This is a genomic window from Shewanella sp. SP2S2-6 (assembly GCF_031931965.1).
Taxonomy (GTDB): Bacteria; Pseudomonadota; Gammaproteobacteria; order Enterobacterales; family Shewanellaceae; genus Shewanella; species Shewanella baltica.
Genome location: NZ_JAUOEQ010000005.1, coordinates 164,339 through 184,568, shown reverse-complemented (window position 1 = coordinate 184,568; position 20,230 = coordinate 164,339). Strand labels below are relative to the sequence as shown.

Sequence of the window (20,230 nt, the reverse complement as noted above, 5' to 3'; positions counted from 1 at the left end):
TTCCGTTTTTTTAAAATGCTTGTTTACCGTTGCGCACAAAGTTTGGCGCCACTACTCTAACAGCCACACGTTTTTTACGCATTTCGACTTCCGCAGTATCCCCAATCGAGCTAGGAACACGTGCCATCGCAATAGAATAGCCCAATGTTGGCGAGAAAGTACCGCTGGTAATCACGCCTTGTTGCTCTACACCGACTGCGTCAGTGAAAAATACTGGCATATCATGGCGTAACACGCCCTTTTCTTCCATCACTAGACCAACAAGTTTGCTGGTTCCGGCATCGCGCAGGGCTTCTAGGGCTTTACGGCCGATGAAGTCACGATCGCTCGGTTCCCATGCTATGGTCCAGCCCATGTTGGCGGCCAATGGGTTGATGGTTTCGTCCATGTCTAAGCCGTAGAGATTCATACCGGCTTCGAGACGCAGAGTGTCACGGGCACCGAGACCACAAGGTTTAACCCCTTGCTCTAACAATGCTTGCCACATGGCTTGGGCTTCATCTTCTGGGACGATAATTTCGTAGCCCGCTTCGCCTGTGTAACCCGTTGTCGCAATAAACAGAGAACCGGCTTGCTTGCCGAAGAAAGGTTTCATGCCTTCGATGGCGGCGTTTTGCTCGACACTGAGCACGGCAGCGGCTTTCGCTTTAGCGTTAGGACCTTGAACGGCGATCATCGCCAGTTCTGGACGCTCAGTCACAGTGACATCAAAACCTTGGGATTGCTTGGCGATCCAAGCGAGATCTTTTTCGCGGGTCGCTGAGTTCACTACCACGCGGTAGTTAGTGTCAGTGAGGTAGTAAGTGATGAGGTCGTCGATGACGCCAGCATTTTCGTCTAACATGCCGCCGTATAAGGCTTTACCTGGAACTTTAAGCTTAGCCACATCGTTTGCCAGCAACTTACGCAGAAATGCACAAGCGTCGTTACCTATCACATCAACCACAGTCATGTGGGAAACGTCGAACATACCCGCGTCTTGACGCACGGCATTGTGTTCTTCGATTTGTGAACCATAGTTGAGAGGCATGTCCCAACCGTGGAAGTCGACCATCTTAGCGTTTGATTCTAAGTGCTTGTTAAACAGAATAGTTTTGTTAGCCATTGTTATCCCTTTTTTGCGGCCTTTTTCAGGTCTCTGCCTAGTGTAGGGTGTAGATACTAGGGTCTAAAATGCGGCGAAATTATACCTTGCGTCACAAATTTGTATACAGGAGATTTTTCTAATCCGAAGTCAGTGTCATTAGATTTTCTCATCTTTAACATGTAATTTTTTTACATGCGAAGACCAGATTTGCGCAGCTTGCAGTCAATATGCTGATATTAGCGGCAATTCTGATCACATTAGCGCAACCGAGGCTAACGACATAACTTAGGCAGCGCCGACTTATTGCCCATGGCCTGTTGTATGAACACTGTTTTCAGCCCAGCGACATTATCAACCAGATTTAAGCCCAGATCGCGGATCGCTTTTTTCAGCGGATTCGTCCCTTCGAATAAGCGTTTAAAGCCTTCCATCGCCGCAATCATCTCCATTGCATCGGCTTTACGCCAACGCTCTAGGGCGCGCAGCTCGGCATAATCACCGATATCCTTACCCGCTTGCTGTAATTCACTGATGACTTCGATGATGCTGGCCGCATCTAAAAAGCCGAGGTTAACCCCTTGGCCCGCCAGTGGATGGATAGTGTGGGCGGCGTCGCCTGCCAACACTAAACGGTGGCGGGCAAAATGGCGGGCGTAGCGCATCCGTAATGGGAAGGCTTGGCGCTCGCTTTCCAGCTGGCAAATCCCTAAACGACCATCGAACGCCGCGGTTAAGTTGCGCTCAAATTGCACTTTATCCATTGCCAATAATTCATTGGCGCGCTCAGGCGGCACCGACCAAACGATGGAGCAGAGATTGTCTTCATACAAAGGTAAAAATGCTAACGGGCCGTCCTTTAAAAACACTTGGCGGGCGGTGGCAAGGTGCGGCATTTCGGTGCGGATCGTCGCGACGATTGCGTGGTGGCCGTAATCCCAAAAGGTCAGCGGGATCTTACATTGCTCACGCACCCAAGAATTAGCGCCATCGGCAGCGATTACCAAGGCAGCACTCACGTTGTCGCCATTGGCGAGGGTCAGCCAAGCTTCGCGCTCGCCAAAGGCAATGCGTTCTAAGCGTTGGTTTTCAATATGAGTGATATTGTCAAACTCAGCGACGCGTTTGGCCAGCGCAAAGCTAATGGCATCGTTTTCGATAATCGCGCCGAGACTGGTTTCGCTGATGCTGTTGGCGTCAAAGGCAATTTTGCCGAAACCGTCTTTATCCCACACCGCCATTTTTTGATAAGGCGTGGCGCGGGAAGTGTCTAAATAAGTCCATGCACCTAAGTTTTCTAACAAGCGCTGACTCGCCTTATTGATGGCGCTCACCCGTAAACGCGGCTCGCCGACAACGGCATCCGTGTGGCCCGCATCGATAACGACGATATTAAGATTGGCCTGCGCCAATCCAATCGCGGTGGCGAGTCCCACCATGCCGCCACCCACAATGGCGATGTCATAGGCTTGTGAACTTAACATGGGTACATCCTTTTCGCGTTGCGATACCAGTAATGAAAAGCGAGTTATTTCCAGCCCATCGCCTTTTGAGCAACGGGGGTTTTAAGTGGCGGAAACCAAGATAATAAGCGCAAGCCTAAGTTACGACCCAGCGCCATCGGCCAGTATTGGTTTGAAAAGCCACGGACTAAAAATTCGATATTGCGGATAGTGCTGTTTCTGTCGTGCTCACGGGCATTGAGATAAGCATGGGTCACGGCGGCGGAGCCAATATCATCACCCTGATCTAGCGCCGTTTTGAGCACCTCAAGTAAGCTCACTACATCCCGCAGGCCTAAATTAAAGCCTTGCCCCGCAATAGGATGCAGTGTCTGCGCGGCATTGCCGATAAATACACATCTGTGATGGATTGGCCTTGGCATATAGGACAAATTAAGCGGATACGCATGGCGCGCGCTGACATCGATAAACGTGCCTGCTCGATAACCAAAGGCCTGTTGCAGCGCCGCTAAAAATTCCGCTTTAGGCGCGGTTTGCATCTGTTTAGCCCGTGCATCATCGAGCGCCCACACCAGTGATAAGCGAGGTTGACCTTGGCTATCGCCCATAGGCAATAACGCTAAGGGACCCGTTTGGGTAAAACGCTCATAGGCCCAATGTTGATGCGGCTTGTCGGTTTGAATATTGGCAATAATCGCGGTTTGCTCGAAGGCCACTTGGGTCACGGGCAAAGCAAAACTGCTGCGCACTTTGGATTGCAGTCCATCGGCGGCGACCACGAGTTTTGCTTGAAGGCGATCGCCCGTGTCGAGCACTAAGGTGTGGCCTTCTATGGCGGGTTCCACTTGGGCAAGCTTGGCGGGGCAATAGAGTTTTACCTCGCTCTTGTTCAACTCGTTAAACAGCACTTGGCCAACTCGTTCAAGCTCAACCACTTGGCCTAGGGCATCTAAATGAAACTGCGCCGCATTGAGTTCTGTCATGCCAAAGTGGCCGCGATCCGACACATGGATATTTTCAATCGCAGTGCCCAAATGGGCGAGCTTTGGCCAGAGACCTAGACGGGATAATTCGAAAATAGAACCATGAGCGATAGCGATGGAGCGAGCATCGAATCCGGGATGTTGTTTATCGGGAAGGTGCGCCTCGATTAAGGCGATAGAAAGCGGCCTAGCTGCGGATAAAGAAAGACGCGCGAGAGCCAACGCGAGAGTCGCCCCCGCCATCGCACCGCCTACAATCGCGATGTCGACGTGTTGAACTGAAGTATCCATGTGATTTGTGGCCGTCATGGGGATCTCATTCAAGCTTTGGCATGGCACTGAGGCATGTAAACATAAAAGATGTAAACATCAGTGCTATGCACTCAAAAACACCAGTGCTATAGATTCAAAGGCAGGTTTGCCCGCCTTTGATATCAAATGAAGCCACTACTGCGTTAACTTATTAAGCATTAAACCTAAGCGCTAAACTTAAGCGCTAAACAATCGCGGTAAATTAATGCACCACCGCTGTATCGTCAGTCTCGCCAAGCGGGATCTCAGGACCAAACTCCGAGTAACACATAATGGCGGCGATGCGCACAAACTCGAGTAGTTCAGTGTAAGCAGCTTCAGATTCTTCATCGTCGGCGACATCAAATTCCACTTGAGCAATTTCCGCCAAGTCTTTGATCACTTCACGCACTTCTGCCGAGGCTTGATTCAGTTTCGGCTGAATAATCGCCATGCCAGTCAAAAAGCTTTGGGTCCAAAGGGACAAGGCTTCAACACGTTGGCTGAGCGGCTCTTCTTCTTCAGGCAATAGCGGCATGAAACCAAATTCAAAATCCACTAAACGCGCGACAGAATCATTAAACAAATCACACACTAATTGGTGCAACTGCGCAGGTAAAGGTTGACCATCGTTCATCAGGTCGAATAGAGGCTTGATCCAAGTGTCGCCAGTTTGTTCTACACCACCGCAGATTAAACCGACTAAAGCACCGTGAACTTCTACCGGATGTTGGCCGATTTCAGCCGCATCTAAGGCGAGTTTTAAGCTGTCGATACGTAACGAAGGAGGGGTTGCCATATCAGATCCCAATAAGATTTTTCCAGCAGCAATGCTAGCAGAGATAAAGACTTGAACCAATACTGAATCCCAATAATGGCGAAATCGGCCACACCCTGATAAAAAATTATCCAACTGCTCACACAAACAGCAAACAAAGCCGTCAAAGACCAATCCAATTGCGGCTTACCTTGCACTTTTAATATCAGCCCTATATAGTCCGCCCTAAGAGGCTAACGAAAGGATCACCCGCGACATGAGTAACAGTGCTGTTGAAATTACCCTACTTGGGCGCACCTACTCTATCGCTTGCCCGAAAGGTCAAGAGGATGCCTTACGTACGGTAGCATTGGGAGTTGAACAACAACTCACAGCGTTAAAAACCCGAACCAATAGCCTAAGCCGCGAAGAAATTGCCATTATGGCGGCGCTGAATATTGGACACGAGTTGTTCCAAGAAAAGCAAAAAAATAAGCATTACATGCAACAGATGGACGACAGGATCAGCTTGCTGCAGTCGACCCTCGAAAATGCCTTAGTTGAGCGTTCAACTAAATAGATTTAAACTGTGCGCCTTGGTGATTTAACACCATTTGAGTTAAACCGACTGACGCACAGTGAATGGCTAAACTGGCTTATCAACATAAACCAATGTTTTAGCGATTCAATACCGTTTTGCTCCCTGGGATGCATGCCAACTGGTAATGTCCCTGTGCCGATAATTTTTATCTCAGGGTGAATGCTTTACTGACATTGTGCATGCTCGGCTTGTACCGAGAAGCCTTAGGAGGTAATCATTTACCCGCCTTGAACCTACGGTTCAAGGGCTACACCGGTAGCGGCATTCTGGGGAGCATCTTAATTTATGTCTATATCCTCCAAACTTTCTCATTTGAACACCCAAAGCGACACGGCGCACCTTGCCGTAGAGGTTGCTGCTGTTGGTGAAATGACTGATGTCGCCAGCCATGCGGCAAATATCGCCATTCATACGCAAGAAAGCCGCAATCAGTTACGCAAAAGCATTCGCACCGCCCGCAAATCCCTTTCAAAAACCGAGCAAACCCAAGCAAGCTTAAGTGCCTGCCAACGAATGCTCGATGCATTGCAGGCCCAAAATGCGCAACATGTGGCGCTTTATCTCACCCACGATGGCGAACTCGCCACGCCGCCGCTGATCGCTGCGCTGTGGCAATTGGGTATTCACACCTATCTGCCAAGGTTGCATCCCTTCAATGCTGGGCAACTGTTATTCCTGCATTACAGTGCTGACACACCTATGCAAGCGAATCAATTCGGTATCTTAGAACCTAAGTTAGATGTGCGTGCCATTATCCCAGTAACTGAGCTAGATGTGGTTATCACGCCCTTGGTGGCGTTTGATTTAATGGGGAATCGCATGGGCATGGGCGGCGGTTATTACGATAGGACGCTGGCAAACTGGCAGCTTAAAGGTAAACCTTTGCCTATGGGTTACGCCCACGACTGCCAGCAAGTGGTGAGTTTACCCTGCGAGCATTGGGATGTGCCTTTGCCATTCATCATCACCCCAAGTCGCGTACTGACGTTTTAAGCCATTAGCTGTTGCTCGAAAAATCAAATAACTATTTTAACTGGCGACCGCCGTCGACATTATGGCAACGACCTGTGACGTAGCGGCTATTAAGCAGGTAGTCCACGAGTTCGATAATCTCCTCATTTCCCGCCTCTTTCGGCAACAGCGCTTTGGCTAAGGTTTTTTGCTGATAGGCAGCGTCATCACCCACATTAAATAGGATCATCGCCGGCGCAATCGAATTCACTTTCACCTCGGGCGCAAATTTGGCGGCAAAGGATAACGTCAAATTGTGCAGCGCGGCTTTACTGGCGGCGTAAGCTATGTGCTTCTGACTGCCCTTCTCTGCCACGTAGTCGGTAATATGAATCACATCACTGCCGCCGATTTCATCGCCAGCAGCGGCACGTAGCTGCGCCTCTAAGGCCAAGTTCAACTGATAGGGCACGCTCACATGCACTTGCATCATCCGCTGCAGCACTTGGCTCGGTGCAAAAGTGGTACTCTTTAAAGGCTCATTCTTTGTAAGAACAGGATCAGGCAGCCAGTCCGAAGCATTGTGAATAATGGCGCGAATTTGCGGCAATTTAGCTAACTCATCAATTAAGGATTGCACTTGGGCATCGTCATAAAAATCGCAGGGATACAGAGTCGCACCTAAAGCGTTCAGCTCATCAATGCTATCGTAATGGCTGCGATAAGTACCAATCACCTGCTGACCTTGGGCTAGAAAATGTTTGGCTAAGGCGTAACCTATGCGTTTACCCACGCCTGTGATTATGATGGGAGATGTCATACCTATCCTTTTGATTCGTCATTGCTCAGGCTTTACCTTGTTCACTTAAAGGTAAGCTGATGAATAACCAAGATGTTACTGTACTCATTTGAATTTAACCTAACAAAAAGCCAAATGAGGCGCGGATTCAATTTAAAATCAGCGTTGATTTAAAATCAGCTGCGATCTAAAACCCTTTATTCTGCGTATAGGCTAGAAGAAAACCAAGCTTAAGTGCGCAAGCCAAGAGCTTAGAGTAAGTATTGTGATCAAGTCATCAGAGGTGGACCCGATGGAACTGCGGATTTTTTATGATGGTAACTGTCCATTATGTAGCGCCGAAATGCGTCAACTGAAAGCACGCGATCCCAACAACTTGATTGCGCTTGAGGATTTAAATGCACCCGACTTTAGTGAACGTTTCAGCCATATCGATAAAGACTACGCCAATACTATTCTTCACGGTGAAACCGCAACGGGCGAAGTGTTACTCGGGTTAGATGTCACCTGTAAAGCGTGGGCACTGACAGGCACACGTGCTTGGATCCAACTGTTACGCCTGCCCGTGATAAAAACTGTCGCCGATTGGACTTACCTGCGCTTTGCTAAACACAGATACCGCATCTCCTATTTACTGACGGGCAAAGCCCGCTGCGACGATAACTGCCAAATTCCCACCAAACGCCGCTGAATGAGCTTTAGAAAGTGTAAAACGCAGGCATAAAAAAACGGAGCTCAATGGCTCCGTTTTTAATTCGTCATAATCTAAAAAGATTATCCGAAAGATTATTTAACGAAATCAACGCCTAGTTTGATATCGCCTTTCAGCGTATCTAACATAGAATCACGAGCGTTAGCTTCGAATGCACTCACTTCACCGTAAGGCAGTACTTTTTCAATACCGTTTTTGCCTAACAGCACAGGTTGTGCGAAGAACTCTGCGTGCTCGCTGCCGCCGTCAACATAGGCGCATTCAACGATGTTAGCTTCGCCTTGCAGACCACGAACCAAAGACAGACCGAAACGGCAAGCAGCTTGACCCATAGACAGAGTCGCGCTACCGCCACCGGCTTTAGCTTCAACCACTTCTGTACCCGCGTTTTGGATGCGAGTAGTCAGACTTGCCACTTCTTCATCAGTGAAAGTCGCGCCTTCAACTTGAGACAGTAATGGCAGAATGGTCACGCCGCTGTGGCCGCCGATCACATTGACTTTAACGTCAGCAACGTTCAGGCCTTTTAATTCGGCGATGAAGGTTTCAGAACGGATCACGTCTAATGTCGTGATACCGAACAGACGGTTCTTATCGTAAACACCCGCTTTCTTCATCACTTCTGCAGCGATAGCGACAGTAGTGTTGACTGGGTTAGTGATAATGCCAACCAAAGCCGTAGGGCAAGTTGCCGCTACTTTTTCGATCAGGTTGCGAACGATACCAGCATTGATATTGAACAGATCTGAACGATCCATACCAGGCTTACGCGCAACACCAGCAGAAATTAGAACAACGTCAGCACCCACTAGGGCAGGCGTTGGATCTTCACCAGCAAAACCTTTGATTTCAACAGCAGTCGGGATGTGGCTCAAGTCAACCGCAACACCCGGAGTAACCGGTGCGATATCATATAGAGACAAATGTGAACCCGCAGGCAGTTGAGTTTTTAACAGTAGGGCAAGAGCCTGGCCGATACCACCAGCAGCACCAAGTACAGCAACTTTCATAGTTATCTCCGTTATTTCTCGGATATGTGTGACATGGATCTAATTTACGTTGGCGTCACATTACTGGAATGTCACAACAATTTCAATTATCCCTTAGTCGTGGGACAAAAGAATTCCGGAATAAGTTAGAAGCAATGTAGAACAATTACTCAAATTGGTATTTTTACGCCCCCAGCAAACGCTTAACCACAGGGGGTTAGTGAATTTTTATTCAACCAATCTGGTTATTTGTTGACAATTTTTCTAAAAATATTCAAAATGGGCCTGTTTTTTTGAATAACGAATAATAATATTATGCAAACGACCAAGAATCAGGATGACCTTGTTAGAATTTTTAAGTCGATTTTAAAAGAAGAGCGCTTTGGCTCTCAAAGTGAAATCGTCACCGCCTTGCAAGCTGAAGGCTTTGGTAATATTAACCAATCAAAAGTATCACGCATGCTCAGCAAGTTCGGCGCAGTGCGGACTCGCAACGCTAAGCAAGAGATGGTGTATTGCTTACCGGCCGAATTAGGCGTACCCACCGCGGGTAGCCCGCTGAAGAATTTGGTACTCGACGTCGATCATAACCAAGCAATGATTGTCGTGCGAACTAGCCCAGGTGCTGCGCAGCTGATTGCCCGTTTATTGGATTCTATCGGTAAACCAGAAGGCATTTTGGGCACAATTGCCGGTGATGACACTATCTTTATTTGTCCATCGAGCATCCAAGATATCGCCGATACCTTAGAAACCATCAAATCTTTATTCAATTACGCAGAATAAAAAAACAGGTCAGCTTGCTGACCTGTTCTATTTCATCCGTACGCATTTCTGTCCAATCTTGCGCTGATTATTTGGCCATTGTCCCGATTACGTTACACATTTAAGCCAATCTCTCGCGCACTGATGTTTATACGCTAAGGTCAGTAAGCCACACTGATGCGCTGATTTGCGTGAGTGCCCTGTTCGGCCTCATCTAACATGGCTTTAGCGTAATCCGTAACAGAAATGCGGCTGCGACCATTGGCATCGGTAAAGAAGCTGTCGCCACCAAGACGATATGGACCTTCACTCTCGCCAGGATAAATCTCAGCGGCTGGGCTCACAAAGGTCCAATTGATTGCAGTTTTCGCCGCACGGAATACCTGCAAAGCTTCACCCTGAGCTAACGCCTCATCTTTATATGCAGCGGGGAAATCGGGGCTAGAAACCAGAGTCACGCCCGGTGCCACTTCTAAGCTCCCTGCACCACCAACCCACAATAAACGTGGCACCTTAGCATTAGGCAGCACATTCAGTAAATGCTGAACTGTACTCGCCACTAGGCCATGATTTTGTTGTGCGCGGCCACCAACAGAGGCAATGACAACATCTACGCCAGCAAAGGTTTGCGCAACTAATGGCTGCTCTAAATCCACAGCATGCACAGCCACATCAGTAGCGGATAACTTACTCGGATCACGCACTAGCGCTGTTACTTGGTGCCCACGGCTCAATGCTTCTTTTAAAATTGCACCACCAATCCAACCTGTTGCACCTAAAATTGCGATTTTCATTTCGTTAACTCTCTCTGATGATTTACATTGAAGCCAGTTTACTTGCAGTGTTTCCCGTGATAAACATCAATAAATGAGCATGATTGTTTCAGTTTGAGGTACTAATGTGGATAAAATTGCCGCAATACGCAGTTTCGTCGAAGTGGCAAACTGTGGCAGCTTTACCAAAGCTGCCGAGCATTTAGACCTCAGCCGCCTACAGGTGTCCCGCCATATTCAAGAAGTAGAGCAGTGGTTGAGTTTACGCTTACTACACCGTACCACCCGCAGCGTCAGCCTGACCTTGCAAGGCGAAGAAGCGCTGCAATTTTGCCAGCGGATCTTAAGTGAAGTAGCCGCCATGGAAAGCCGTGCCCACAGCCATAACAGTGAACTGGTGGGCAGTATTCGTATCGCCACACCGATTGGCCTTGGACAGCACAGTCTGTTTGATGTCGTCGACCGCTTTATTAAAATTCACCCTAAGGTCAGCATTCAGCTGGTGATGTCAGACAGTTTTGCCCAATTGGTGGATGAGCGAGTCGATGTGGCGCTGCGCTACACCGAGCAGCCCGATGAGAATTTGATTGCCCGCCGTTTAATGACCATAGATGCCGTGATCTGCGCTGCGCCGAGTTACCTTGATAGCAACACACCACTTGTCGAGCCCATAGATCTACTGGCTCACAACTGCCTGATACACTCGGCGCAACAAAATTGGCCTTTCCTGAAAGAGCTGCAAGCCGAGCATGTAAAAGTCACCGGCAATCTTAAAGCTAACGACATGGGCGTATTGGTCAGTGCGGCGCTGCGAGGACATGGCATAGTGCGCTTGCCCTGCGACTTAGCTAATCAATACCTTGCCAGCGGCCAGCTCAAAGAAGTGTTACCCGACTTTACGACGCCAGGTCAAACCCTGTGGGCTGTGTACTTGTCCCGCAGTTATCAGCAAAATCTGGTGCGCGCCTTTATCGATTTCACTGCCCAGCAATGGCAACTCGATATCAAAAAATGGCTCCCTGCGCATTAGCATAAAAAACGCACTTAGCCGTTAGCGTAAGTGCGTTTAATTGATGCTGAATCTGCGCAGATATCGAAAGCTTATTCGTCGAATTGCAGCATAAAATCCAATGCGGGGGCAAAGAAGGATGAGCCTGTCATCGCCTTAGTAAAATGCATCAAATGATCATGGTTACCTTCGCCATCACCAAACATCATGCTATGCAGCATCTTTTCAAAATGCTCCGGCGTACGGCAGTTAGAGATAAACATCAATCCCTGCTCCTTCAGCGAACCATAAGGCATGCTCTGGCGCAGGATTTCCATCGACTGACCGTTCTCATCTTTAAGATTCACCCGCTTGATATGGCTAGTCAGTGGCTTATCTTCTGACTCATACTCGATATTATCTTGCTTAGTTCGGCCGATAATATCTTCTTGTTTTTTAACCGGTAATCTATGCCATTTACTCAGGTTATGGGCATACTTTTGCACGTGAATATAGCTGCCGCCCCTAAACTCAGGATCTTCATCGCCAACCAGAGCGACTTCCTGACGGTGACGCCCCTTAGGGTTTTCGGTGCCATCGACAAAGCCGGTTAAATCGCGGCTATCCATAAATCGAAAGCCACGTTCTTCATCGACTAGTTCCACTAAGTCTTCAAACATTTGGCTGATTTCATTAGCGACTAAATGCAGAATATCGTAACGATCGCAGCGGATATGCACGAACAAATCATATTCAATGGCCGGTGCTTCACGGCTGCCGACTTGCATCGCAGGGAAAGGCTTAAGCATTTCAGGACGCGCATTAGGATAGAGGCTATCCCAATAGTTAGCGCCAATCCCTACAAAACCATTGAATGCACTGTCAGAATACTGATCTGTCAGCTCATAAATATACTGCGCAACGTTGGCAAGACAGGGACGTAATTGTGACTCTACATTGTCATTGGCATTAAACATCAAATAGACACTGTGTAAGTTCCCCTCTGCACACACACCCAACTGTTCACGCGGCATATTTTGTATATCCATTTGGTTATCACCCTTTTTCTAAATTCATTTTCGGCAATATTATCCGCAACTTTACCTGAAAATGACATTAACTAACGCACAGTTTGTTCTGGTTTATCATGATAATGCTCATTACGCTGCGTTATCGCGCCCAAGATCTCTAAATATAAAAATTGACGAGACTGTAAAAGTCTCGTCAATCAGTTTAATCGAATAAATGAAGCAGAGCTTACTCTGCCTCAAGCTTACCTTAGCGTGGCGCTGAAGTTAATAACCCGCGGCATGACCATCTTTACGACTCTCAGAAGCCGCACGATACACGCCCGTTTCAGCATTAAATCCAATAGCTTGATAGCCGCCAAAATCGCCAAGGCCGTCACGCAGCACATGACCTTTCTTGATAAGCTCGCGGCGTGTTTCCACAGGGAAGCCCGATTCCAGACTGACATAGCCGCCATCATTCATCACTTCGCCGGTGGGCTCGGTTGAACCCATATGCAAAATTCTGGGGGCATCGCCCGCTTCTTGCAAGTTCATTTTAAAATCAATCAGGTTTATTACAATCTGCGCGTGCATTTGTGGTTGAGTCGCGCCGCCCATCACCCCAAAGCTAAGCCAAGGTTTACCGTCTTTGGTCACAAAAGCGGGAATGATAGTATGGAATGGACGCTTGCCCGGTGCGTAGGTATTAAAACGCCCCTCAGTTAAATCAAACATTTGCCCACGGTCTTGCAGCACAAAACCGAGATCCGGCGGCGTCATTCCTGAACCCATACCACGGTAGTTACTTTGAATGAGTGACACCATGTTGCCGTCTTTGTCGGCGGTGGTCAGGTACACAGTATCGCCATGTTGCAACGCTGGATTACCCGCATCAACACTCTTGGCCGCTTTATTGGGATCGATTAACTTAGCGCGATCATAATTGTATTGTTTCGAAATCAACTCGTTAACCGGCACTTTATTAAAGGCCATGTCGGCATAGAACTTAGCTCTGTCGGCAAAGGCGAGTTTTTTCGCTTCGACAAATAAATGCACATATTCGGGGCTATTAAAGCCCATAGCAGCCACATTAAAGGGTTCCATAGTTTTTAGGATTTGCAGCGCTGCAATACCTTGACCATTGGGCGGCAGTTCCCATACATCGTAACCACGGTAGTTCACCGAAACGGGATCTATCCATTCGCTAGTATGGCTCGCTAAGTCATCATAACTTAAATAACCACCTTGAGATTTCATGTACTTATCGATACTTTTGGCGATATCGCCTTTATAGAAAGCATCGCGGCCGCCCTTGGCAATCTTCTCATAGGTATAAGCAAGCGCTGGGTTTTTAAAGATTTCGCCCACCGCTGGCATCTTGCCATTGGGCATATAGGTTTCTTTAAAACCGGGGAATTTAGCGAGTTTTTTACCACTCCCCTCAAGGTAATAGGCGATGAGTTCGGACACAGGGAAACCATCACGGGCGTAATGGATTGCGGGCGCAAGATTATCTGCCATCGCTAATTTGCCGAACTTATTATGCAGTTCATACCAGCCATCCACAGCGCCGGGCACAGAAACAGGCAAGGGTCCAAGCGGCGGTAAATAGTCTAAGCCGAGGGATTTAAGCTTTTCTAAACTTAAGGATTTTGGACTGCGACCCGAAGCGTTAATGCCATAGAGGCGTTGATCTTTCGCGCTCCAGACGATGGCAAATAAGTCACCACCAACACCCGAACCCGTTGGTTCGACTAAGCCTAGCATGGCATTGGCGGCAATCGCCGCATCGACCGCACTGCCGCCCTGCTTGAGTATATCAATAGCGACTTGCGTGGCGAGTGGCTGACTGGTCGCCGCCATTCCATGGGTGGCATACACTTCTGAGCGCGTCGCAAAGGCTTTACCCGTGATCCTATCCATGGCCATCACTCCTGAAGACGATATTGCCGTCGCCACTGTCACTAAGGTACAAATTGATTTTATTGTTTTTATCATAATTCCTCCCACTCTGGAGAAATTAAGGTAACAAGGATGGTCGAAAATATCACCAACCAATACCGCATAGGCCCAAGTTAAACGTAAGCAAAAATGTCGTACTTTCGTTGGTGATAGCTTATCGCCGTGGCATAAATACCTGACCGCTTAGATTTGCTCTGCACAATATTAATATGCCTAAGATTCAAATAGCACCAGCGAGTGCGGCTCTGTCGTTACCCCGACTTTTTGGCCGATAGTGAGCTGCATCATTTGGCTTCGCACTTCGACATAATATGCATGGGAAGCGGCTTCAATTTTGACCCAGTAATGACAAAAAGCGCCTAAGAAACGCCGCTCTGTGATCGTGCCCACACCTTGCTCATCGGCGCTGAGCGTCAATTGCTGCGGGCGCAAGAATACCGTACCGCTGAACTCGCTCGGCAACCCTAATGGTGTGAGGCTGATTAAGTGGCCGATTGGAGTGGCAACCCTGTGTCCATCGAGCACTGCGGCGGGTAAGTAATTACCGCTACCTAAAAAGTCCGCCACATAACGGCTATTGGGCGCGGCGTATAAGGCTTCGGCGCTGCCATACTGCACTATAATGCCTTGATTAAAAATCGCCAAAGTATCAGCAAATACAAAGGCTTCATCCTTACTGTGGGTAACAAATACCGCGCTGACATTACGCTGTTTTAAAATACTGCGAATTTCCGCCATCATCTCATAGCGCACTTGGGCATCGATATTAGAAAAAGGCTCATCGAGCAGTAATAACTGCGGCTCATAGGCAAGTGCCCGCGCAATCGAGACGCGCTGCTGCTGACCGCCAGATAACTCATGGGGATAACGCTGAGCTAAGCCTTCGAGTTTGACTAAGGTTAGCATGTCATCCAACCGTGCCTGGCGCTCGGCGGCCGACAATTTAGCCACGCCAAAAAGGATATTCTCCGCCACAGTTAAATGGGGGAAAAGCGCATAGTCTTGGAAAATCATGCCGATTCCGCGCTGTTCGCTAGGCACAAACTGGCTATCGCCACTCACTACGCGGCCATTGATCTGGATTTCACCTTGGCTAATCGCCTGTAAGCCCGCAACCGCACGCAACAGTGTGGTCTTGCCGCAACCGCTGGGACCTAATAGCGCAAGGATTTCCCCTTGGCCGAGGGTCAAACTCAAACCCTTGAGTACTTGCTGGCCCTGATAATCACTATGAACTTGCATAAGCTTGAGCGTGTTTGTCATCAGCTGTGGTGCTCCAATGAACGGTTTAAATAAATCAGCGGTACTAAGCCCACCAGCACAATCACAATCGCGGCTAAGGCGCCGTGCTCAAGTTTTTCATCGGACACAAACTGGAAAACATAGGTTGCGAGGTTTTCAAAGCCGATAGGTCGCAGTAATAATGCCGCAGGCAGTTCCTTCATGCTTTCGATAAACACCAATAACGCGCCCGTAAACAATCCCTTACCAAGTAGAGGTAAATGCACTCTTTGCAGCAACTGCCGTGGGCCTTGGCCCATAGTCAGACTCACCATATCTAGCGATGGCGAGATGCGTTTATAGCTGCTTTCAACGCTGCCGATAGCAATTGCCACAAAACGTACGCAAAAGGCAAAAATCAACGCTACTACGCTGCCCGTCAGGATAAGTCCTGGGCCGTCTAAACCAAGCAGATCCGCCAGATCATTAATCGCAAAATCGAGCATAGTGAGCGGCACTAATACGCCGATAGCGAGCACAGTGCCGGGCAAGGCATAACCCGTCGAGGCTAAACGTGAGGGCAAGGCATCACTGGGTCTTGGGCTTATCCGGCGTACAAACATGAGCAGCAAAGCGATTAAGCAACAAATTAAGCTAGTGATCAGCGCAAGGCTGAGACTGTTAAGGCTTAACTGCCAAAAGCTCTCATCCCAGCTTTGTTCAAAATAACCAATGGCATAGGACAATAGAATCCCAAAGGGAAACAAAAAGGCTAATAGCAGCAGAGTGGCACAAAAGCTCAGTGCAACTGCGGTTTGCACTGTCGAGAGTCGATACAAATCACTGGCTTGGATGCGCGATTGCTTTTGGAATAACTGCTGTTTGCGGCGGGCGAAACGCTCAAATCCAATCAGGCTAAACACCACCAGCAAGATAATCGCCGACAACTTAGCAGCGGCGGTCAGATTGCCATAACCCAACCAAGTGTCGTATACGGCCGTGGTTAAGGTTGGCACGGCAAAATAGTTAACCGTCGCAAAATCGGCGGCGGTTTCCATCGCCACCAAAGCCACGCCAACCGCGAGTGCAGGCCTTGCCATAGGCAAAGAAAGCCGCCAAAAACTCTGCCAGGGTGAACAGCCCATAATGCGTGAAGCATGGGCCAAACTTAAGGATTGCTCCATAAACGCGGTACGCGCCAAGAGATAAATATAGGGAAATAACACCAGCGACAACATGCACGCCGCGCCGCCTAAGGTGCGAATATCGGGGAAGAAATAATCCTGCGGTGAACTCCAGCCAAATATCGATCTCAAGCTACGCTGCACTGGCCCCGCATAATCGAGCAAATCGGTGTAAACGTAGGCAACAATGTACCCCGGCATAGCGAGGGGCAATAATAGTGCCCATTGCAAATAACGCCTGCCGACAAATTCACAGCGAGCCATCAACCAAGCACAAGGTAACGCGAGTAATAACGCGCCCAAACTCACCCAAAAGATCAACAATAAACTGTTGATGATATAAGTCGGCAGAACCGTTGCCATCAGGTGGCCAAACACGGCTTCGTCAGGCTGCAAAGCCTGCAATATCAGCGCAATCAGTGGCAATACCAGTATGGTGGCGACCGCATAACCAGCAAGCGACCAGCTTCTGGCTAATCCTAAAATCATGTCAATCCTTAAAAAGTCACAGCACCAATCAATGGCGCTGATAACCTAATCTGCAATTTGTCACTCGCACTTAAAGCAAAATGCTAGAGATCAAACTGCACTTCATCTAATAACTTAACCGCCGCTTGGTGATATTCGGCCAGTTTGAAAATAGGCAATTGATCCGACTTAAACTCGCCCCATGAAGCCACTAAGGTTGAAGGTACCACATCGGCTTTCACTGGATATTCCATATTCACATCAGCATAAGCCTTTTGAGCCACATCGGCGGATAAGAATTCCATCAATTTAATCGCATTGGCTTTATTCGGTGCATGACGGGTTAATACCATACCAGACACGTTCACATGGGCACCGCGATCGGCTTGGTTCGGGAAGTTAATCGTCACCGCTTCAGCCCAGCTTTTTTGCTCTGGGTCTTGCATCATGTTGCCGTAATAATAGCTGTTGCCGATGGCGATATCACATAAGCCTTCTTTTACCGCTTTCACTTGGGCTCTATCGTTACCCTGTGGCTTGCGCGCTAAGTTACTCTTCACGCCTGCCAGCCAAGTTTTCGCCTCAGCTTCGCCGTGGTGGGCAATCATAGATGCCACTAACGCTATGTTGTATGGATGCTTACCGCTGCGGGTACAGATTTTGCCTTTGTATTTAGGATCGGCGAGTTCTTCATAGGTAATTTGCTGCGGCCCTAAACGATCTTTCGCCGTGTAGAGATTTCGCACTCGCATAGTCAGGGCATACCACTCGCCATCGGGGTCGCGATACTGAGCAGGAATATTGCTTTCGAGTTGGGTATTTTTAACCGGTGAAGTCAGATCTTTATCGACTAATTCAACCAGACGTGAGAAATCAGAGGTCAGCACCAGATCTGCTGGGGATAAACGACCTTCACGGGCGAGACGCTCGGCAATGCCGTCTTTTGCAAAAACCAAATTCACACCTATGCCGGTTTCTTCGGTGAAACGCGTCAGGATAGGCTCCACCAAGAAGGCTTGGCGATAAGAATAAACTGTTAATTTATCATCAGCATTCGCCGAATGCCCAACCGACATTAACCCAACGACTGCTGCGCAAGTTACCCATTTCATTACCGATTTCTCCCCAAAGTGATGACGTGTTCAGCGAGTGTGAACATGGCTGCATTAATGATAATGCTTATCAGTTGCGCAAGAGTAATAGATAGATAAGTGGAGGGCAATAGTCTATTTAAATTTTTGTTTTTAATGAGTTTAAACTCAAAACTGGTGATTATCTCAAATCAAACTAAACTGAACCTTAATTTGCTTAAAATGCTTTTAGGAGGCGTTATGTTAACTGTTTTGCTGCTAGGCGTAGTCGCAGTGGCGCTATTTGGCTTATTTAAACTCAACACTGGCCACAAGCGGCATAAACACTATGCGAAAGCTGTCAATCAACACGCCGACGGGACTAAGCCGCATGCATCACAAGCCCATCATTTTCACAGCGTAAGCATAGTGAATGACGGCAGTTGCTGTAAACAGGTTGAAACATTCTCTGGAAAACGTTTTTTATCGAAGGATGCACCGGAAATCCCGATGGAAGAATGCACTATGACCCACTGCCAATGCCGCTATCAACACCATGAAGATAGACGCCAAATAGGGAATGATCGCAGAGTCGAATACGGGGTCACGCGGGATTTATTCGGCGCTTTTGGAGAACAAAACCGCCGTGACAGACCAAAGGGAAGACGCGCAACCGACGGCTGAGCATCTTCATCCAGTTACTGGGGACGTGTTTGAATAAATGCGGGTAGATCACGCATCTCACTAAACCAAAGTGCCGTCGCAGGGGCAACCTTGCGCCAATCTAACTCTGGATGTCTAAAGTCCACATAATCAAGCAAGCAAATCAAGGCTAATTGCGGTGCCTGAATCGTGGCTTGGGTGATCACGGTTTGCAGCTCAACCTGCATAAGTCCACGCAGCAATGCTTGTTCAAAACGGGCCGTCCAAAAAGCCGATCTCACACCTTCATCTTCACGCATCTGCTCTTGGCGCAATTTTACCGCGCTATCGATTAAGCCTTTTATCAAGGAATACTGACACTCCAACACCCAGTTATTACTTGAGATGCCAAACATCTTACGATCGCCAAGCTCAGCATCTAGGTAACGCATAATCACTTCGCTATCGAATAGTGCCACGCCATCGTTAGTGATAAGACAAGGGATCTGTCCTAACGGGTTAGCATCGAGTAATTCAGCGCTGTTTTCAAAGGGATTGACTAGCAGCTCTTCGATATTGTTAATCCCTAAATACTGGATTAAGGCTCTAACACAACGGGCATAGGGTGAAGCTTGAGAACTTAACAACTTCATCAAAAAATTTCCTTTTATTTGCACTAAACGCTAAGGCTATTAAGGGGTGAGAACAGTTTGCTCTCACCGCCTATAAAATGGGATCACCAATATTTCTCTACGGTAATTTGTCCGGGAGCACGACGTAAATTCTTCACTAATCCCTTATCGAGTAAGGCGCTTTGCGCGCCATTGATCATTCCGGGATTGCCACAAATCATAACTTGGGAATCAGCAGCGCTTAAAGTTACTCCTGCCTTTTTTTCAATCTCACCCGAGACCAGGCCCTCGGGTATACGACACTGCAACGCATCGGCAAAGGGTTCACGGGTCACACTCAAGACTAATGTAAACTGTGCTGGGTATGTGCGCTCTAACTCACGCAGCTTATCAAGATACGCCAAATCCTGCGCCTCGCGCACGCCATACACAAGTACGACTTTTTCGAAACGCTCCCAAGGCTCATGGGTATCGAGCATAGACAAAAATGGTCCTACTGCAGTACCTGTAGCCAAAAACCATAAGTGCTTGCCTTGGAGTTCACCCTTAGGAATTTCCGCTAAGGTCATAAAACCAGTCGCGGTTGAGGTAATTTCAATTTCATCGCCTATGCCAAGGTTTTGCAATTGCGGCGATAACAGGCCGTCCTCTACCGCGACTGCGAGCACTTCGGCATAGGGTTTGTCGGGAGAATTGACTAAGGAGTATGCTCTGGCAACACGCTTATCATCTTGCATTTGACTTAACTTGATAAACTGGCCAGGAATAAATGGGGCTAACTCGGCGGCGATGCGCAATGAAAATAACTTATCGCTCCAATCAATACGTTCTATAACTTGTCCCCTAGTCCACATAGCTTACCCTCAAGCGAAACGTTAAATAGGC

Annotated in this window: 20 protein-coding genes and 1 other RNA gene; 7 read left to right on the top strand and 14 right to left on the bottom strand. The window is 48.2% G+C overall.

Features of this window, described 5'->3' with window-relative positions:
- Window positions 1–10: 10 nt before the first annotated feature.
- The 4 genes from gcvT to Q4Q57_RS06315 all read right to left on the bottom strand — a co-directional run bounded on the left by gcvT (window position 11) and on the right by Q4Q57_RS06315 (window position 4,620).
- On the bottom strand, window positions 11–1,105 hold the full coding sequence (gene gcvT / locus Q4Q57_RS06330; protein WP_311890179.1) for a glycine cleavage system aminomethyltransferase GcvT: 1,095 nt from the start codon (window positions 1,103–1,105) through the stop codon (window positions 11–13).
- A 254-nt stretch (window positions 1,106–1,359) separates the two neighbouring features.
- Window positions 1,360–2,568, bottom strand: a complete 1,209-nt coding sequence (locus Q4Q57_RS06325) for an FAD-dependent monooxygenase (RefSeq protein ID WP_311890178.1) — start codon at window positions 2,566–2,568, stop codon at window positions 1,360–1,362.
- Between the two features lie 44 nt (window positions 2,569–2,612).
- Window positions 2,613–3,839 (bottom strand): 2-octaprenyl-6-methoxyphenyl hydroxylase, encoded by a 1,227-nt coding sequence (ubiH, locus tag Q4Q57_RS06320; protein WP_311890177.1) that lies wholly within the window; start codon window positions 3,837–3,839, stop codon window positions 2,613–2,615.
- Window positions 3,840–4,044: 205 nt separating this feature from the next.
- Window positions 4,045–4,620, bottom strand: coding sequence for a UPF0149 family protein (locus Q4Q57_RS06315; protein WP_012090203.1), 576 nt, complete (start codon window positions 4,618–4,620; stop codon window positions 4,045–4,047).
- A gap of 235 nt (window positions 4,621–4,855) precedes the next feature.
- Between Q4Q57_RS06315 and Q4Q57_RS06310 the strand changes: the two genes are divergently transcribed.
- The 3 genes from Q4Q57_RS06310 to Q4Q57_RS06300 all read left to right on the top strand — a co-directional run bounded on the left by Q4Q57_RS06310 (window position 4,856) and on the right by Q4Q57_RS06300 (window position 6,172).
- Entirely contained in the window at window positions 4,856–5,158 is a 303-nt protein-coding gene (locus Q4Q57_RS06310) for a cell division protein ZapA (RefSeq protein WP_006080182.1), read from the top strand.
- Window positions 5,159–5,275: 117 nt separating this feature from the next.
- A non-coding RNA gene (gene ssrS, locus Q4Q57_RS06305) (6S RNA) lies at window positions 5,276–5,456 on the top strand.
- A gap of 8 nt (window positions 5,457–5,464) precedes the next feature.
- Window positions 5,465–6,172, top strand: a complete 708-nt coding sequence (locus Q4Q57_RS06300) for a 5-formyltetrahydrofolate cyclo-ligase (RefSeq protein WP_311890176.1) — start codon at window positions 5,465–5,467, stop codon at window positions 6,170–6,172.
- Window positions 6,173–6,203: 31 nt separating this feature from the next.
- On the opposite strand, the gene folM is transcribed toward Q4Q57_RS06300, so the two are convergent.
- A complete protein-coding gene (gene folM, locus Q4Q57_RS06295) occupies window positions 6,204–6,950 on the bottom strand; it encodes a dihydromonapterin reductase (RefSeq protein ID WP_311890175.1) in 747 nt (248 codons plus the stop codon).
- A gap of 271 nt (window positions 6,951–7,221) precedes the next feature.
- On the opposite strand from folM, the gene Q4Q57_RS06290 reads away from it, so the two are divergent.
- Window positions 7,222–7,620 carry a DUF393 domain-containing protein gene (locus tag Q4Q57_RS06290; RefSeq protein ID WP_311890174.1) on the top strand — a complete coding sequence of 133 codons (399 nt, stop codon included), beginning with the start codon at window positions 7,222–7,224 and terminating at the stop codon, window positions 7,618–7,620.
- A 95-nt stretch (window positions 7,621–7,715) separates the two neighbouring features.
- On the opposite strand, the gene mdh is transcribed toward Q4Q57_RS06290, so the two are convergent.
- A complete protein-coding gene (gene mdh / locus Q4Q57_RS06285; RefSeq protein ID WP_006080176.1) occupies window positions 7,716–8,651 on the bottom strand; it encodes a malate dehydrogenase in 936 nt (311 codons plus the stop codon).
- Between the two features lie 294 nt (window positions 8,652–8,945).
- Between mdh and argR the strand changes: the two genes are divergently transcribed.
- On the top strand, window positions 8,946–9,416 hold the full coding sequence (argR, locus tag Q4Q57_RS06280) for a transcriptional regulator ArgR (protein WP_006080175.1): 471 nt from the start codon (window positions 8,946–8,948) through the stop codon (window positions 9,414–9,416).
- Window positions 9,417–9,556: 140 nt separating this feature from the next.
- On the opposite strand, the gene Q4Q57_RS06275 is transcribed toward argR, so the two are convergent.
- A complete protein-coding gene (locus Q4Q57_RS06275; protein ID WP_311890173.1) occupies window positions 9,557–10,189 on the bottom strand; it encodes an NAD(P)-dependent oxidoreductase in 633 nt (210 codons plus the stop codon).
- Between the two features lie 106 nt (window positions 10,190–10,295).
- On the opposite strand from Q4Q57_RS06275, the gene Q4Q57_RS06270 reads away from it, so the two are divergent.
- Window positions 10,296–11,198 (top strand): LysR family transcriptional regulator, encoded by a 903-nt coding sequence (locus Q4Q57_RS06270; protein WP_006080171.1) that lies wholly within the window; start codon window positions 10,296–10,298, stop codon window positions 11,196–11,198.
- A gap of 71 nt (window positions 11,199–11,269) precedes the next feature.
- Here Q4Q57_RS06270 and Q4Q57_RS06265 read toward each other — a convergent pair whose 3' ends face one another.
- The 5 genes from Q4Q57_RS06265 to Q4Q57_RS06245 form a co-directional block, all read right to left on the bottom strand.
- A complete protein-coding gene (locus Q4Q57_RS06265; RefSeq protein WP_071939933.1) occupies window positions 11,270–12,205 on the bottom strand; it encodes a Dyp-type peroxidase in 936 nt (311 codons plus the stop codon).
- A gap of 246 nt (window positions 12,206–12,451) precedes the next feature.
- Complete coding sequence (gene ggt, locus Q4Q57_RS06260; RefSeq protein WP_311890172.1) at window positions 12,452–14,164, bottom strand: gamma-glutamyltransferase; 1,713 nt, start codon at window positions 14,162–14,164, stop codon at window positions 12,452–12,454.
- 177 nt (window positions 14,165–14,341) lie between these two features.
- Window positions 14,342–15,391: an ABC transporter ATP-binding protein gene (locus Q4Q57_RS06255; RefSeq protein ID WP_311890171.1), complete on the bottom strand. Its 1,050-nt coding sequence runs from the start codon at window positions 15,389–15,391 to the stop codon at window positions 14,342–14,344.
- Entirely contained in the window at window positions 15,391–17,022 is a 1,632-nt protein-coding gene (locus Q4Q57_RS06250) for an iron ABC transporter permease (protein ID WP_311890170.1), read from the bottom strand. The genes Q4Q57_RS06255 and Q4Q57_RS06250 overlap by 1 nt, the downstream gene beginning before the upstream one ends.
- A gap of 83 nt (window positions 17,023–17,105) precedes the next feature.
- A complete protein-coding gene (locus Q4Q57_RS06245) occupies window positions 17,106–18,113 on the bottom strand; it encodes a Fe(3+) ABC transporter substrate-binding protein (RefSeq protein WP_311890169.1) in 1,008 nt (335 codons plus the stop codon).
- Window positions 18,114–18,332: 219 nt separating this feature from the next.
- On the opposite strand from Q4Q57_RS06245, the gene Q4Q57_RS06240 reads away from it, so the two are divergent.
- Window positions 18,333–18,755 carry a hypothetical protein gene (locus Q4Q57_RS06240; RefSeq protein ID WP_014620586.1) on the top strand — a complete coding sequence of 141 codons (423 nt, stop codon included), beginning with the start codon at window positions 18,333–18,335 and terminating at the stop codon, window positions 18,753–18,755.
- 14 nt (window positions 18,756–18,769) lie between these two features.
- Here Q4Q57_RS06240 and Q4Q57_RS06235 read toward each other — a convergent pair whose 3' ends face one another.
- Complete coding sequence (locus Q4Q57_RS06235) at window positions 18,770–19,366, bottom strand: glutathione S-transferase N-terminal domain-containing protein (protein WP_311890168.1); 597 nt, start codon at window positions 19,364–19,366, stop codon at window positions 18,770–18,772.
- An 83-nt stretch (window positions 19,367–19,449) separates the two neighbouring features.
- Entirely contained in the window at window positions 19,450–20,199 is a 750-nt protein-coding gene (locus tag Q4Q57_RS06230) for a ferredoxin--NADP reductase (protein ID WP_220591139.1), read from the bottom strand.
- Between the last annotated feature and the right edge of the window lie 31 nt (window positions 20,200–20,230).

What these genes read in the sequence shown, in the direction of transcription:
- gcvT (WP_311890179.1), bottom strand. Translation starts at nt 1,105, where the DNA reads ATGGCTAACAAAACTATTCTGTTTAACAAGCACTTAGAATCAAACGCT.
- Q4Q57_RS06325 (WP_311890178.1), bottom strand. Translation starts at nt 2,568, where the DNA reads ATGTTAAGTTCACAAGCCTATGACATCGCCATTGTGGGTGGCGGCATG.
- ubiH (WP_311890177.1), bottom strand. Translation starts at nt 3,839, where the DNA reads ATGACGGCCACAAATCACATGGATACTTCAGTTCAACACGTCGACATC.
- Q4Q57_RS06315 (WP_012090203.1), bottom strand. Translation starts at nt 4,620, where the DNA reads ATGGCAACCCCTCCTTCGTTACGTATCGACAGCTTAAAACTCGCCTTA.
- Q4Q57_RS06310 (WP_006080182.1), top strand. Translation starts at nt 4,856, where the DNA reads ATGAGTAACAGTGCTGTTGAAATTACCCTACTTGGGCGCACCTACTCT.
- Q4Q57_RS06300 (WP_311890176.1), top strand. Translation starts at nt 5,465, where the DNA reads ATGTCTATATCCTCCAAACTTTCTCATTTGAACACCCAAAGCGACACG.
- folM (WP_311890175.1), bottom strand. Translation starts at nt 6,950, where the DNA reads ATGACATCTCCCATCATAATCACAGGCGTGGGTAAACGCATAGGTTAC.
- Q4Q57_RS06290 (WP_311890174.1), top strand. Translation starts at nt 7,222, where the DNA reads ATGGAACTGCGGATTTTTTATGATGGTAACTGTCCATTATGTAGCGCC.
- mdh (WP_006080176.1), bottom strand. Translation starts at nt 8,651, where the DNA reads ATGAAAGTTGCTGTACTTGGTGCTGCTGGTGGTATCGGCCAGGCTCTT.
- argR (WP_006080175.1), top strand. Translation starts at nt 8,946, where the DNA reads ATGCAAACGACCAAGAATCAGGATGACCTTGTTAGAATTTTTAAGTCG.
- Q4Q57_RS06275 (WP_311890173.1), bottom strand. Translation starts at nt 10,189, where the DNA reads ATGAAAATCGCAATTTTAGGTGCAACAGGTTGGATTGGTGGTGCAATT.
- Q4Q57_RS06265 (WP_071939933.1), bottom strand. Translation starts at nt 12,205, where the DNA reads ATGGATATACAAAATATGCCGCGTGAACAGTTGGGTGTGTGTGCAGAG.
- ggt (WP_311890172.1), bottom strand. Translation starts at nt 14,164, where the DNA reads ATGATAAAAACAATAAAATCAATTTGTACCTTAGTGACAGTGGCGACG.
- Q4Q57_RS06255 (WP_311890171.1), bottom strand. Translation starts at nt 15,391, where the DNA reads ATGACAAACACGCTCAAGCTTATGCAAGTTCATAGTGATTATCAGGGC.
- Q4Q57_RS06250 (WP_311890170.1), bottom strand. Translation starts at nt 17,022, where the DNA reads ATGATTTTAGGATTAGCCAGAAGCTGGTCGCTTGCTGGTTATGCGGTC.
- Q4Q57_RS06245 (WP_311890169.1), bottom strand. Translation starts at nt 18,113, where the DNA reads ATGAAATGGGTAACTTGCGCAGCAGTCGTTGGGTTAATGTCGGTTGGG.
- Q4Q57_RS06240 (WP_014620586.1), top strand. Translation starts at nt 18,333, where the DNA reads ATGTTAACTGTTTTGCTGCTAGGCGTAGTCGCAGTGGCGCTATTTGGC.
- Q4Q57_RS06235 (WP_311890168.1), bottom strand. Translation starts at nt 19,366, where the DNA reads ATGAAGTTGTTAAGTTCTCAAGCTTCACCCTATGCCCGTTGTGTTAGA.
- Q4Q57_RS06230 (WP_220591139.1), bottom strand. Translation starts at nt 20,199, where the DNA reads ATGTGGACTAGGGGACAAGTTATAGAACGTATTGATTGGAGCGATAAG.